At 65.2% G+C, this 13,531-nt stretch carries 11 protein-coding genes and 1 tRNA gene; 8 read left to right on the forward strand and 4 right to left on the reverse strand.

Annotation, left to right across the window (positions count from 1 at the left end; genetic code table 11):
• Positions 1-36: 36 nt before the first annotated feature.
• Positions 37-774 carry an enoyl-CoA hydratase-related protein gene (locus tag DVB37_RS01895; RefSeq protein ID WP_104144807.1) on the reverse strand — a complete coding sequence of 246 codons (738 nt, stop codon included), beginning with the start codon at positions 772-774 and terminating at the stop codon, positions 37-39.
• Positions 771-1,742, reverse strand: coding sequence for a nitronate monooxygenase family protein (locus DVB37_RS01900; protein WP_104144806.1), 972 nt, complete (start codon positions 1,740-1,742; stop codon positions 771-773). The genes DVB37_RS01895 and DVB37_RS01900 overlap by 4 nt, the downstream gene beginning before the upstream one ends.
• Positions 1,743-1,964: 222 nt before the next feature.
• Here DVB37_RS01900 and DVB37_RS01905 point away from each other — a divergent pair, with 222 nt between their 5' ends.
• From DVB37_RS01905 to DVB37_RS01920, 4 genes are all read left to right on the forward strand, one after another.
• Positions 1,965-2,588: a TetR/AcrR family transcriptional regulator gene (locus DVB37_RS01905; RefSeq protein WP_046806606.1), complete on the forward strand. Its 624-nt coding sequence runs from the start codon at positions 1,965-1,967 to the stop codon at positions 2,586-2,588.
• Between the two features lie 51 nt (positions 2,589-2,639).
• Complete coding sequence (locus DVB37_RS01910; RefSeq protein WP_120153612.1) at positions 2,640-3,788, forward strand: acyl-CoA dehydrogenase family protein; 1,149 nt, start codon at positions 2,640-2,642, stop codon at positions 3,786-3,788.
• A 206-nt stretch (positions 3,789-3,994) separates the two neighbouring features.
• The gene (locus DVB37_RS01915; protein ID WP_046806604.1) at positions 3,995-5,224 is read left to right on the forward strand and encodes a CaiB/BaiF CoA-transferase family protein; all 1,230 of its coding nucleotides are present in this window, start codon (positions 3,995-3,997) and stop codon (positions 5,222-5,224) included.
• 93 nt (positions 5,225-5,317) lie between these two features.
• Entirely contained in the window at positions 5,318-6,841 is a 1,524-nt protein-coding gene (locus DVB37_RS01920) for a 3-hydroxyacyl-CoA dehydrogenase (RefSeq protein ID WP_120153614.1), read from the forward strand.
• A 188-nt stretch (positions 6,842-7,029) separates the two neighbouring features.
• On the opposite strand, the gene DVB37_RS01925 is transcribed toward DVB37_RS01920, so the two are convergent.
• Complete coding sequence (locus DVB37_RS01925) at positions 7,030-7,977, reverse strand: cytochrome c5 family protein (protein WP_120153616.1); 948 nt, start codon at positions 7,975-7,977, stop codon at positions 7,030-7,032.
• Between the two features lie 231 nt (positions 7,978-8,208).
• Between DVB37_RS01925 and DVB37_RS01930 the strand changes: the two genes are divergently transcribed.
• Both DVB37_RS01930 and DVB37_RS01935 read left to right on the forward strand, forming a co-directional pair.
• A tRNA-Arg gene (locus DVB37_RS01930) sits at positions 8,209-8,283 on the forward strand.
• Between the two features lie 287 nt (positions 8,284-8,570).
• Positions 8,571-10,658, forward strand: coding sequence for a TonB-dependent siderophore receptor (locus DVB37_RS01935; RefSeq protein WP_205571599.1), 2,088 nt, complete (start codon positions 8,571-8,573; stop codon positions 10,656-10,658).
• Between the two features lie 273 nt (positions 10,659-10,931).
• Here the strand turns inward: DVB37_RS01935 and DVB37_RS01940 are convergent, their stop codons facing one another.
• Entirely contained in the window at positions 10,932-11,177 is a 246-nt protein-coding gene (locus DVB37_RS01940; RefSeq protein ID WP_006217094.1) for a hypothetical protein, read from the reverse strand.
• A 196-nt stretch (positions 11,178-11,373) separates the two neighbouring features.
• Here DVB37_RS01940 and DVB37_RS01945 point away from each other — a divergent pair, with 196 nt between their 5' ends.
• Positions 11,374-12,498: a cupin domain-containing protein gene (locus tag DVB37_RS01945; RefSeq protein WP_120153620.1), complete on the forward strand. Its 1,125-nt coding sequence runs from the start codon at positions 11,374-11,376 to the stop codon at positions 12,496-12,498.
• Positions 12,499-12,588: 90 nt separating this feature from the next.
• Positions 12,589-13,500, forward strand: coding sequence for a fumarylacetoacetate hydrolase family protein (locus tag DVB37_RS01950; protein ID WP_120153622.1), 912 nt, complete (start codon positions 12,589-12,591; stop codon positions 13,498-13,500).
• The last annotated feature ends 31 nt before the right edge of the window (positions 13,501-13,531 follow it).

The raw sequence follows: 13,531 nt of genomic DNA on the forward strand, positions 1-13,531 counted from the left end.
CGACCTCAATCGGCCCGCAATCCCCCGCCTGGCCCGCTATTTCTTGAAGAACTTCGCAAACGCCGCCTGCGCCTCTTCGGTTTGCAGGCGGGCGCGGAATTGCTGGGCTTCGTAGTCCAGCGTTTCCTGGATGGCCAGGCGATCCGCGCGTTTCATCATGGCCTTGGTCAGGCGCAAGGCAGCCGGCGGTTGGCGGGCCAGGTCGGCGGCCGTGGCCTGTGCGGCGGCCAGCGCCGCGCCTGCCGGTGTGACGCTGGTGGCCAGACCCGCGTCGCGCGCGTCCTCAGCCGAAAACGCCTTGCCTTGCAATAGCCATTCGGCGGCGCGCCGGCCCGCCAGGCGCGGCATCAGCAGGCTGGACGCGCCTTCGGGGCACAGGCCCAGCGCCACGAACGGCATGCGCAGCGTGGCGCCCTGGCCAATATGGACAAAGTCGCAATGCTGCAACAGGGTCACGCCAATGCCGATCGCATAGCCCTCGACCGCCGCGATCACCGGTACCTCGGCCGTGGACAGCGCCCGCAAGAACGTCAGCCCCGCGCTATCGCCCGCGCCGCGTTCCGCCTGGAAGTCTCGCAGATCATTGCCCGCCGTGAAATGCTGGCCCGCGCCCGTCAGTATCACCGCTGACACGGCCTGATCGGCGCTGGCCAGCGACAGCTGCTCGGTCAGCGCGGCGTAGGTGGCCGTGTCCAGCGCGTTGCGGCGGTCCTGGCGGTCGATGGTCAGCGTCAGTACCGCGCCGTCGCGGGCGACTTTCAGCCCCGCGCTCATGCGAACGACCTGCCTTCCAGCTGCGCCTTGGCCTGGGCATATTCGCGGCGCAGCGTGGCGACGATTTCGCGCGTGGGCAACACGCTGGCGATGCCGCCCACGCCCTGGCCCGCGCCCCAGATGTCTTTCCACGGCTTGACCCGCGACGATCCAAAGTTGGAGGCGCCGCTGTCCGGCTGTGGCAGGTTGGCGGGGTCCAGGCCCGAGGCGGTGATGCTGGCCTTCAGGTAATTGCCCGGGATGCCGGTGAAGAATGGCGTGTACAGAATGTCGGACGCGCTGGCTTCGACGATGGCGGATTTGTAGCCTTCGCTGGCGTTGGCTTCCTGGCTGGCGATAAAGCGCGTACCCATATAGGCAAAGTCGGCGCCCATGGCCAGCGCCGCCAGCACGTGCGCGCCGGACGTGATGGCGCCGGACAGGATCAGCGGGCCGTCATAGAAGCGGCGGACTTCGGACAGCAGCGCAAAGGGGCTGAGCGTGCCGGCGTGGCCGCCCGCGCCCGTGCACACCAGGATCAGCCCATCGACGCCCGCTTCCAGCGCCTTTTCGGCATGGCGCAGCGTGGTGACGTCGTGAAAAACCTTGCCGCCCCAGTCGTGCACGCCTTTGACCAGGTCGCCGGGGGCGCGCAGGCTGGTGATGATGAGCGGCACGCGGTGGCTGGCGCAAACGGCCAGGTCCTGCTCCAGGCGGTCGTTGGACTGGTGAATGATCTGGTTGACCGCAAACGGCGCCACGACGGCGCCGGGGTTGGCTTCCCGGTGCGAGGCCAAGCCGGCCTGGACCTCATCCAGCCAATCGGTCAACAGGCTTTGCGGACGCGCGTTCAGCGCGGGGAACGAACCCACGATGCCGCTCGTGCACTGCGCGATCACCAGTTGCGGGTTTGAGACGATGAACATGGGGGCGCTGATGACCGGCAGGGACATCTGGCCATACAAATCTGTCACGAGAGAGTGGGGCATAGCGTCGTCGCGTTGTGTCCAGGTCAGTCCAGAAAGGGCTTGCCCGCAAGCACTCGGGCACCAAAAAAACCATCTTGAGCCCAAAAGGCGGATGTGCCTATAATTACCTACCGACCGTCCGGTAATTAATTAATCTTTATTTAACGGCATGCGCCGAACCGCTGTCAATGCAGGGTCATCCGACCCGCGCGCGGTTCTCGGCGCAAGTCTCCAAAGGCTGTCATGGCGACCTCCGCCCCTCCTGTTCAGAAACGCGCCCGCGCCGGCCGTCCGCCCACGCTGGTGGCGCCCCGCGAACGCATCCTGGAAGAAGCCGCCAAGCTCTTCGCCCAAAGCGGCTACGACGGCAGTTCGGTGTCGGATCTGGCCGCCGCCATCGGCGTCTCCAAGGCGGCCATCTATCACTACTACACCACCAAGCAGGACATTTACGACGCCATCATCCTGGGCGTATTGAATGGCCTGACCCAAAGCGTCGGCCAGGATGTGGCCGCCGCGCAGGGCGCCGCCGCCCGGCTGCGCGCCTTCATGGTGGGTCACGCCCGCTACTTCGAACAGCACCACGCCGAATTCGTCACGATGCTGATCGGCTATTCCGGCATGGCGCTGCCCGAACGCGAAGACGCCGCGCGCCTGCGCGATGGCTACGAAAAGCGACTGCGCGAAGTCATCGCGCAAGGCGTGGAGCAGGGCGTGTTCCGCCCGCTGGATGTGGCCGCGACCGGCCGCGCCGTGCTGTCCATGCTGAATTGGATGGTGCGCTGGTACAAGCCCGGCCAGGGCGACAGCGCCGAGACCATCGCCGACGGTTATTTCGATTTACTGGTGGGCGGCATGCGCGCCTGACGCACGGCCACCGACCCTTTGCCTGCTTATCCATCTTCTGAGACTTGCACCATGGCCCTCGACACTGAAACCCTGAACCTGTTGCTGGACGCCGTGCACCGCTTCGTGCACGAACGCCTGATTCCCGCCGAAGACGAACTGGCCACCAGCGGGCAGGTGCCGCCGGACATCGTCAACGAAATGCGTGAACTGGGCCTGTTCGGCCTGTCCATTTCGCCCGACTTCGGCGGCCTGGGCCTGACGATGGAAGAAGAAGTGCGCGTGGTGTTCGAGCTGGGCCAGACCTCGCCCGCCTTCCGTTCGCTGGCGGGCACCAACATCGGCATCGGCTCGCAAGCCATCGTGCTGGCGGGCACGGACGAACAGCGCGCGCGCTACCTGCCCAAGCTGGCCAGCGGTGAACTGATCGGATCGTTCGCGTTGACTGAGCCGGACGCCGGTTCCGACGCGATGGCGCTGCGCCTGTCGGCCGAGCGCGACGGCGACAGCTACGTGCTCAACGGCACCAAGCGCTACATCACCAACGCGCCCATCGCCGGCCTGTTCTCGGTCATGGCGCGCACCGCGCCTGAACGCCGCGCCAATTCCATTTCGTGCTTTTTGGTCGAAGCCGGCACGCCCGGCCTCATCATCGGCAAGCCCGACAAGAAGATGGGCCAAGCGGGCGCCTTGACCAGCGATGTCGTGTTCGACAACTGCCGCGTCCCCGCCAGCGCCTTGCTGGGCGGCGAAGAGGGCAACGGTTTTCGCACGTCGATGCGCGTGCTGGACAAGGGCCGGCTGCATATCTCGGCGCTGTGCGTCGGCATTGCCGACCGCTTGCTGGCCGACGCGGTCAAGTACGCCATGGAGCGCAAGCAGTTCGGCCAGCCCATCGCGGAATTCCAGCTGATCCAGGCCATGATTGCCGACAGCCAGGCCGAGTTTTACGCCGCCCGCTGCATGGTGCTGGACGCGGCCCGCATGCGCGATCGTGGCGAGAACACGACCATGCAGGCCGCCTGCTGCAAGCTGTTCTCGACCGAGATGGTGGGCCGCGTGGCGGACCGCGCCGTGCAGATCCATGGCGGCGCGGGCTACATGTCGGAATACGCCGTTGAACGCTTCTACCGCGACGTGCGCCTGTTCCGCATCTTTGAAGGCACCTCGCAGATCCAGCAGCTGGTGATCGCCCGCGAAACGATCAAGGCGCATTCCTGAGCGTTTTCCGCCTGGAAATCCGGTCATAGTGTCCAAACAGCTAATATCCGGATTGACGAATGGTGCCGCGGGCGCGACCCTAACGGTCCGCGTCCGGGTATGACGCGCCGGCGGCCTGATCCGCCGGCATGACGGAATTCCAGTCTGGCTTCGCGCGTGGCCGCAAGCCGGACGTTTTCATTTCTCATCTAGCGAAAAGACTACAGATGTCGCAACGTCCCGCTCCCCTTACCGGCATACGCGTGCTGGATTTGACCCGCGTGCTGGCGGGCCCCTGGTGCACCCAGAACCTGGCCGACCTGGGCGCCGAGGTCATCAAGATCGAACGGCCCGGCTCGGGCGACGACACGCGCGCGTGGGGGCCTCCGTATCTGAAGGACGAAGCGGGCAACGACACCACCGAAGCCGCCTACTACCTGTCCGCCAACCGCAACAAGATGTCGGTGGCGCTGGACATTGCCTCGCCGCGTGGCGCCGAGCTGGTGCGGGAACTCGCCCTGCAAAGCGACATCCTGGTGGAAAACTTCAAAGTAGGCGGCCTGAAGAAATACGGTCTGGACTACGAAAGCCTGAAGGCCATCAACCCGCGTTTGATCTATTGCTCGATCACCGGCTTTGGCCAGACCGGCCCGTACGCCAGCCGCCCCGGCTATGACTTCATGATCCAGGGCATGGGCGGCCTGATGAGCATTACGGGCGAACGCGACGACCTGCCCGGCGGCGGCCCGCAAAAGGCCGGCGTGGCCGTGGCCGACCTCATGACCGGCATGTATTCCACCGTGGGCATCCTGGCCGCGCTGCTGGAGCGCGCCAATAGCGGGCTGGGCCAGCACATCGACATGGCCCTGCTGGATTGCCAGGTCAGCATGATGGCCAATCAAAACCTGAACTTCATGACCTCTGGCGTGGCGCCTCAGCGCGCGGGCAACGCGCACCAGAACCTGGTGCCTTACCAGGTGTTCGCGGCATCCGACGGCCACTTGATCGTGGCGGTGGGCAACGACAGCCAGTTCCGCAACTACTGCGGCGCCATCGGTCTGCCGGAGCTGTCCGCCGACCCGCGTTTTTCCACCAACCCGCAGCGCGTGAAGAACCGCGCCGAACTGGTGCCGCTGCTGGCCGAGCGCATGGCCACCGGCGCGCGCGACCACTGGCTGGCCGCGCTGGAAGGCGTGGGCGTGCCGGCCGGCCCCATCAATACGCTGGACCAGGTCTACGAAGACCCGCACGTGCTGGCGCGCGAAATGAAGCGCGAACTTCCGCATCCGGCCGCCGGCAAGGTGCCGATGGCGTCCAGCCCCCTGAAGTTCTCCGACAGCCCGGTTCAATACCGCCGTCCGCCGCCCATGCTGGGCGAGCACACCGCGCAGGTGCTGGCGGAGAAGCTGGGGTTGTCAGCTGAAGAAATCCAGGCGCTGGCTCAAAGCCAGCCCTGATCGCGGCGGGCGGCCAGGCGCCGCCCGCTTGCCGTGCGCCATGCCGCGGCGCGCACCACCATTCCAATACCCAATACAGGCAGGAGAGAGTTGATGACGGAGATTCAAACCATCGGCGTCGTGGGCGCCGGGGCCATGGGGCGCGGCATCGCGCAGATCGCGGCGCAAGCCGGGCTGCGTGTGCGCCTGTACGACACCAGCGCCGACGCCGTGACGGCCGCGCGCGAATCGTTGCGCCAGACGTGGGACAAGCTGGCTCAAAAGGGCAAGCTGACCGCCGCCGACGCACAAGCCGCGCTGGAACGCGTGGAAGCCGCCACCGCGCTGACCGATATGTCGGCCTGCCAGTTGGTGGTGGAAGCCATTGTTGAACGCCTGGACGTCAAGCGCGACCTGTTCGCCGCCCTGGAAGGCGTGGTCTCGGAAGACTGCATCCTGGCGTCGAACACGTCGTCGCTGTCCATTACCGCCATCGCGGCCGCCTGCAAGCACCCACGCCGCGTGGCCGGCTATCACTTCTTCAACCCGGTGGCGTTGATGAAGGTGGTGGAAGTCATCGACGGCCTGCGCAGCGCGCCCGAAGTGGGCGACGCGCTGGCCGACTTGGCCCGCCGCATGGGCCATACGCCCGTGCGCGCCAAGGACATGCCGGGTTTCATCGTCAACCACGCGGGCCGTGGCATGAACACCGAAGGGCTGCGCGTGGCCCAAGAGGCCGTGGCCACGTTTGCCCAGGTTGACGCCGTGATGCGCGAGCAGGCCGGCTTTCGCATGGGCCCGTTCGAACTGCTGGACCTGACCGCGCTGGATGTGTCGCACCCGGTGATGGAATCCATCTACCGCCAGTTCTTCGACGAAGCGCGCTTTCGTCCGTCGCCCATCACCACGGTGCGTTTGGCCGGTGGGCTGATCGGGCGCAAGGCCGGCGAAGGCTTCTATGTTTACGCCGACGGCCAGAAGCAAGTGCCCGCTGAACCGCCGGTGCCGGCCCTGCCCGCCGGCCTGAAGGTGTGGGTCAGCCCCAAGCACGCGGAAGGCTACGCACGCGCGTCGGCGCTGGTTGAAAAGCTGGGCGCCACGTTGGTGACGGGCGCGTCGCCCGATGCGGACGCGTTGATCATCGTCACGCCGTTTGGCGATGACGTGTCGACGACGGTGTCGGCACAAGGCCTGAACGCCGGCCGTACGGTCGGCCTGGACGCGCTTTACGCTTTCGATGGCGCCAAGCGCCGCACCCTCATGGTGTCGCCCGCCACCGAAGCCAAGTGGCGCGATGCGGCGCATGCCCTGCTGGCCGCCGATGGCGTGCCGGTCACGGTAATCGAGGACTCGCCGGGCTTCATCGCCCAGCGCATCGTGGCGATGATCGTCAACATCGCCAGCGATATCGCGCAGCAGCAGATCGCCACGCCGGAAGACATCGACAAGGCCGTGACGCTGGGCTTGGGCTACCCCGTGGGCCCGCTGGCGCTGGGCGACAAGCTGGGCGCGGACCGCATTCTGGAAATCCTGAAAAGCATGCAGCGCGTGACGGGCGATCCGCGCTATCGCCCCAGCCTGTGGCTGCAACGCCGGGTGCAGCTGGGCATGTCGCTGTTGAAATCGTCGGCGGAATAAGCCGCGGCGACGGCCCGGCGTTCCGGCGGTCCGGCGTTCCGGTGTTCCGGCGGTCTGGCGTTCTGGCGTCCCGGCGTCCCGGCGTCTCCCTTACCCCTAGCGCAGCCATAAAAAAGCCCCTTGAATGTTCAAGGGGCTTTTTACTGTCCGGGTCATCCGCCTCGCGGCTCCGGCGACATACGCCGGGATTACTTGGCGTGATCCACCATGTACTGGACGGCGGCGCGGATGTCTTCTTCCGAGGCATTGGCGGCGCCGCCCTTGGGCGGCATCGGCGGCTTGCCTTGCATGGCGACCTTCACCATGGCGTCCATGCCGGTCTTGATGTAGGGGTCCCAGGCAGCCTTGTCGCCGAACTTGGGCGCGTTGGCCACGCCGGTGGCGTGACAGGCGAAGCAGACGCTCTTGTAGAGCTTTTCGCCAGCCGGGTTGACGGCGGCGGCCTGTTGCGGGGCAGCGGCAGGAGCCGGCGCCGCGGGCGCCGCTGCGGTCGGGGCAGGAGCGGCGGCGGGAGCTGCGGCTGCGGGTGCTGCGGCAGCCGCAGCACCGGCTGCCGGCGCTGTGGCAGCCGAGGCTGTGCCCGTCGCCGGGGCGGCGTCCGCTTCCTTCTTGGCGCCTTCTTCCGCCGGAGCGGCGGGTTCAGGCAGCGAGGCGCCCGACTTGTTGGCCATATAGACCACCGCGCGCGCCACTTCGTAGTCGGACAGCGTCGGGTTGCCACCCTTGGCCGGCATGCCGCCCTTGCCGTGCAAGGCCACGTTCAACATGGTGTCGTAGCCCGACTTGATGAACGGCGCCCAGGCGGCGTTGTCGCCCACCTTCGGTGCACCGGCCACGCCGGCGGTATGACAGGCCGTACAGACCGCCGCAAAGACCTGCTCGCCCGTCTTGAAGACCTTGGGCGCGTTGGCGTCCACAAGCTCGAACCCCGCAACCGGGGCGATGCGCTTGGTGACCGCTTCAGGGGACAGGGAATCCGAGCCGGCTCCGGTCTTGGTGCCGGAGACCACCATGTTCACCAGCAGAATGATGATGGCGATGGGGATCACGAAAGACAGGACGATCGTGACGACCAGTTGCTTGGGGGTCTTGATGGGGGAGGAGTGCTCTTCTATGTGTTCCTGCTCGTTGCTCATGACCAAATCCTGCTAACGGGTGGGGCGCCTGGCGGCGGCAACAGAAAATCAGTAACTGCACAAATCGGCGGACAAGTCGGGCATCCGCCTGCAAGCAAACGCTGGATTATATAACGGTGTCAGGGACGAGCGTCCAATGCATCTGACCGGGTTTTCGATGAGATTGGCGGAAGATTTGACCCACTTCATGCAGCCTATCGAAAACTAGGTACAATGTCGCCTCCTTGCGCTGCGCCCGTAGTTCAATGGATAGAATGAGAGTTTCCGAAGCTCTTGATACAGGTTCGATTCCTGTCGGGCGCACCATCAAAGTGCACAGTGCTTGTGTACTTCCGCAGTAGCCCCTTCGCCTTTCCCGCCGCTTTACCCCCCCTCGCAATTTTCCATCCCGGCTTTCGTACGCTTGCATCCTGCCTGCCGCTGCCGCAATGCCGCACAAGCCACGCATCCGGCCCGTTGCCATGTTGTGAAAAGTTGACATCACGCCCCATTACATTTCTGAGAATGCGAATCGATTTCATCGATAGTAAGATCGCGCCACTTAAAAATTCTCGGATCTTGGAATGCGGCGCGTCATCTTTTCAGCATGTCTTTTGAACACGGCGGTTCCGCTGGCGGTGGCCGACGAAGCCGGCACAACATCACCCGTTCAGCTTGAGGCGGTCAGTGTCTACGGCGATGCCGAGCGTGCCGACGGCCCGGTGATCGGCTATCGGGCCACGCGTTCGCTCAGCGCGACGCGTACCGACACCGCGCTGCACGACGTGCCGCAATCGATCACCGTGGTGCCCCGCGACGTCGTCGAAGACACCAATGCAACGCGCCTGGAACAAGTGCTGGATTACGCCGGCGGTGTCGGCCGCGCCAACAACTTCGGCGGGCAGGGGCTGACCACCGTCACCGTGCGCGGATTCACCACCGGTGAGTACTATCGCAACGGTTTTCCCATCAATCGCGGCTATCCCAACGCGCCCGACTCCTACACGCTTGAGCGGCTGGAGGTCATCCGGGGGCCCAACACCAGCCTGTACGGCAGGGGCGACCCCGGCGGTACCTTCAACGTGGTCACCAAGCAGCCCGAGGCGGAATCGCGCGTAACCGTGGGCACGCAAGTCGACACGCACGGCATGCGCCGCGCCACTATCGACACCACCGGCGCGCTGAATGAAGACGGCAGTTTGACCTATCGCGTCAATGCGCTGGCCGAAGGCGGCGACAGTTTTCGTGATGACGTCAGCACCGAACGCTATGGCATTGCGCCCGTGATCAGCTGGCAACCCAGCGCCGCCACCCGCATCACGCTCGAAGCCGAGGTGATGCGCAACAACCATCCGCTGGACCGTGGCCTGACGCGTTATCCCAACCAGACTCAACGCGCCTCGCGCGACACCAACGTCTGGGAGACAGGTACCGACAACAAGCTGCACAACGACAACAACGTGGTGCAGTTGCGCTTCGAACACGCGCTGAACGACAACTGGAAGCTGGGCGGCGGCGCGCAATGGCTGGACGGCACGCTGAAAGGCAACGCTGTGGAAGCGAACGCCTTGCAGGCCGACGGCCGCACGCTGGGCCGCAACTTCAATTACCGCAAGCTGGACTGGACGGACCGCGACGTCCAACTGAACCTGACCGGCAACTTCAATACGGGCGGCCTGCGCCACACGCTGCTGACCGGCATCGAAGTCGAAGACTACGATTACCAGTCCATCATCCGGCGTTCGGCCGCGGGCGCCGCCGCTTATCCCATCGATCTGTACGACCCCGTGCTGGGCCAGCCACGCCCCGCGTTGACGCGCATCACCACGCACGACAAGGAAAATCTCAAGACCTGGGCCGCCTTCGTGCAGGACCAGGTCGCGCTGACCGACCGCTTCAAGGTGCTGGCCGGGCTGCGCTTTGAACGCTTTGAGCACACGTACCGTGACCGCCTGCCCGCAGGCGCCAGTTGGCGCACCACGGATACCGCCGTCACGCCGCGCTTGGGTGTCATCTACGACCTGACCGACACGCTGGCCGTCTACGCCAACACGGCGCGTTCGTACAAGCCGAACACGGGCGCCGACCGGCAAGGCAATGGGTTCGATCCCGAACAGGGCAAGTCGTTTGAAGTAGGCGCTAAATGGGAATTGCTGGACCGCCGCCTGAGCGTCGACGTGGCCGCCTACCAGATCGACAAGAAAAACGTACTGACGGTAGACCCCACCGACCCGACCTACCGCGTGGCGGCCGGCAAGGTGCGCAGCCGTGGCATCGATGTGAACGTGGCGGGCAATATCACGCGTGAATGGCGGGTAATTGGCGGCTATTCGTATGTGGATGCCAAGGTCACGGAAGACAACACGTTGCCGCGTGGCACGCGCCTGGCCAACATTCCGCGCAACACGCTAAGCCTGTTGAACATGTACGAATTCCACGAGGGCCCGGCGCGTGGCCTGGGCTTGGGCGCGGGCGTGCGCTATGTAGATGACCGCGCCGGCCAGACCGTGGCGTCTTCCTACAACATGGGCGCCTATGTGGCGGTGGACCTGTACAGCTTCTACCAGGTCAACAAGAACCTGCGGGTGAACCTGGACGTGACGAACGTGTTCAACCGCAATTACGACGAAGGCGCGTTCAATACTTACGTATATCCCGGCGCGCCGCGCACCGCGCAACTGGGTGTCAGCTACACGTATTGAGGCGGGGCGCGCGCGTGTCATGGCGCGGGCCGGAGGCTGCTCGCCCCAAGACGTGCGCCCCATGACGTGCGCCCCAAGACGTGCGCCCCAAGACGTGCGCCCCATGACGCACGCCTTATGCAGCGCGCCTTATCCAGCACGCTGGCCCAGCGCCTTCCCGGGCAAGGACGCCGCACGCCATGACGCCGGAGTCGGGCAACGCGTCAAAGAAATCGACGCGTTGCCGACTCGTGGCCAGACGTTGCCACGGCGGGCGTGGCGATACGGCCCGCCTTAATCATCCAACGACGGCACCGTGCCGATTTGCGTCAGGATGCGCGGCGATTCCATATCGCCGGTTTCTTTGTCTATCCACACTTCGTAGGCCGCGACCCCCGCGAATTTGGACGCCATCGAATTAGCGATTCGGATGGCGCCGAATTCGCTGCTGGCCGGACGGATTTCCCCAGGCGCCACGCCGTTGGCGGCGGCGCGATAGGGGACGACGATGTACTGAACAAGATGAGCGGCTTCTGACACAGGATTCTCCCTGGACGACAGTTTTTTGGGCGAGCGAAATGTATCACGTCGCACTGTGTTTTTGTACAGTATTTCGCGGCGTCACACCAACTAATTCTGTCGCGGCGGGAAAACCCCTAGCGCGCAATCGTTGCTCGGATTTCTTGCCACCTCTATTATTTTCGAAAATCTTCACGGTTTTATAAAAGAGGCAGCGATGGAAGCGAACCGGTACGACGCCTATCGAGAAGACACCGCGGGCCGAGCCAATGTGGCCGATTCGCCCGAACGCATCGCCTATTACCAGGAGCTTGCCCGCCTGGAAACCGGCGCCTTGTGGACCGTGGCGAACAAGATCGAGCCCTGGGCGCCGCGCTCGGCGTCGGTGCCGGTGGTGTGGCGCTACCGGGACTTGCGCGGACACATACTGCGGTCGGCCGAATTGGTCTCGCCTGAAGAAGCGGGCCGGCGCGTCATCTATCTGAACAACCCCGGCCGACGCGATGTGGCCGCCGCCGTGGGCTGGCTGTATTCCGGTCTGCAAGTGATGCAGCCTGGCGAGCTGGCCTCGGCCCACAAGCATTCCCATTCCGCGCTGCGTTTCATCATGGAAGGGCACGGCGCGTACACCGTCGTGGACGGCCACAAGATGACGCTGGGCGCGAACGACTTCGTGCTGACGCCCAACGGCACCTGGCATGAGCACGGCGTGGCCGAAGACGGCACCACCTGCATCTGGCAGGACGGCCTGGATATCCCGCTGGTCAACGCGCTGGAAGCCGGCTTCTACGCCGTGCACCCCGACCTGAACCAGACCGTGACCTATCCCGTGGACGACACCAGCGCCGCCTGGGGCAACGCCGCCTTGCGCCCGCAGGTATCCGGCTGGACGAAACCTTATTCGCCCCTGTTCAAGTACGAATGGGAACCCACCTACGACGCCTTGCGCCGCTACGCCCGCACCACCGCCGGCAGCCCCTTCGACGGCATCCTGCTTGACTACGTCAACCCCGCCACCGGCGGCCCCGTCATGCCGACCATCGGCGCCAGCATGCAGTTGCTGCGGCCGGGCGAACACACCAAAGCGCATCGGCATACCGGCAGCTTCATCTACCAAGTGGCCAAGGGCAGCGGCTATTGCCTCATCGACGGCAAGCGCTATGACTGGACCGAACGCGACATCTTCTGCGTACCGTCCTGGGCCATCCACGAACACGTCAACCTGTCTTCCAACGATGACGCCTGCCTGTTCTGTTTCAACGACCTGCCCGTCATGCGTGCGCTGGGGCTGTACCGCGAAGAAGCGGTCAAGGAAAACGACGGCCATCAAATCCTGAGCTAGCGCCGCGCCACCTTCACATCAAATTTTCATCCGCCGCGCGGGCCTGGCCCGCGCGCCTGGCTCAACACGTCTTGAATCTATGGAGTTCCTATGCGCTTGGTGACTTTTCGTGCTCATCCCACCGCCGCCGCCCGGCTTGGCGCGCTGGCCGACGGCTATGTAATCGACCTGGCCTTGCTGGGCGAGGCGGGCGGGGTGGACCTGCCCGACGACATGCTGGCGTTTATCGACCTGGGGCCGGTGGCCGTGTCGCAGGCCAGCCGCCTGATGGATGCCTATCGCGGCGAATGGCCCGTGGGCACGGCGCTGCCGCAGGAAAACGTGAAGCTGCTGGCGCCCATTCCGCGCCCGCGCAAGAACATCTTCGGCATCGGCTTGAACTATGTGGAACACGTGGCCGAATCCAGCCGCACGCTGGACACGTCGGCCGACCTGCCCAAGCAGCCGGTGATCTTCTCCAAGCCGCCCACCACCGTCATCGGCCCGGGCGAGGCCATCGAGCACAACGCCAAGATCACGCAGCAGCTGGACTGGGAAGTGGAACTGGCCGTGATCATGGGCCGTCGCGCCTCGCGCGTGGCCGAGGCCGATGCGCTGTCGTACGTATTCGGCTACAGCGTCATGCTGGACATGAGCGCGCGCGATTGCCGCCGCGCCGGGCAATGGATCTATTCCAAGGGCCAGGACACCTACGCGCCCTTCGGGCCGTGCATCGTCACCGCCGACGAAATTCCCGACCCGCAGGTGCTGGACTTGTGGCTGACAGTCAACGGCGAAAAGAAGCAGGGATCGAACACGCGCCACATGCTCTTCAAGGTGCCGTTCCTGATCGCGGACATCAGCGCCGGCATCACGCTGGAACCGGGCGACATCATCGCCACCGGCACGCCGGAAGGCGTGGGCGCGGGCCGCAAGCCGCAGGAATGGCTGTGGCCGGGCGACGTGGTGGTGGCGTGCGTGGAAGGCATCGGCACGTTGCGCCATCCGGTCGTGGCGGTCTAGCTCACGCCCGGCCGACGAGGCGGGCAACGCA

The sequence above is a fragment of the Achromobacter sp. B7 genome, from assembly GCF_003600685.1.
Taxonomy (GTDB): domain Bacteria; phylum Pseudomonadota; class Gammaproteobacteria; order Burkholderiales; family Burkholderiaceae_B; genus Achromobacter; species Achromobacter spanius_B.

What these genes read in the sequence shown, in the direction of transcription:
- DVB37_RS01895 (WP_104144807.1), bottom strand. Translation starts at nt 774, where the DNA reads ATGAGCGCGGGGCTGAAAGTCGCCCGCGACGGCGCGGTACTGACGCTG.
- DVB37_RS01900 (WP_104144806.1), bottom strand. Translation starts at nt 1,742, where the DNA reads ATGCCCCACTCTCTCGTGACAGATTTGTATGGCCAGATGTCCCTGCCG.
- DVB37_RS01905 (WP_046806606.1), top strand. Translation starts at nt 1,965, where the DNA reads ATGGCGACCTCCGCCCCTCCTGTTCAGAAACGCGCCCGCGCCGGCCGT.
- DVB37_RS01910 (WP_120153612.1), top strand. Translation starts at nt 2,640, where the DNA reads ATGGCCCTCGACACTGAAACCCTGAACCTGTTGCTGGACGCCGTGCAC.
- DVB37_RS01915 (WP_046806604.1), top strand. Translation starts at nt 3,995, where the DNA reads ATGTCGCAACGTCCCGCTCCCCTTACCGGCATACGCGTGCTGGATTTG.
- DVB37_RS01920 (WP_120153614.1), top strand. Translation starts at nt 5,318, where the DNA reads ATGACGGAGATTCAAACCATCGGCGTCGTGGGCGCCGGGGCCATGGGG.
- DVB37_RS01925 (WP_120153616.1), bottom strand. Translation starts at nt 7,977, where the DNA reads ATGAGCAACGAGCAGGAACACATAGAAGAGCACTCCTCCCCCATCAAG.
- DVB37_RS01945 (WP_120153620.1), top strand. Translation starts at nt 11,374, where the DNA reads ATGGAAGCGAACCGGTACGACGCCTATCGAGAAGACACCGCGGGCCGA.
- DVB37_RS01950 (WP_120153622.1), top strand. Translation starts at nt 12,589, where the DNA reads ATGCGCTTGGTGACTTTTCGTGCTCATCCCACCGCCGCCGCCCGGCTT.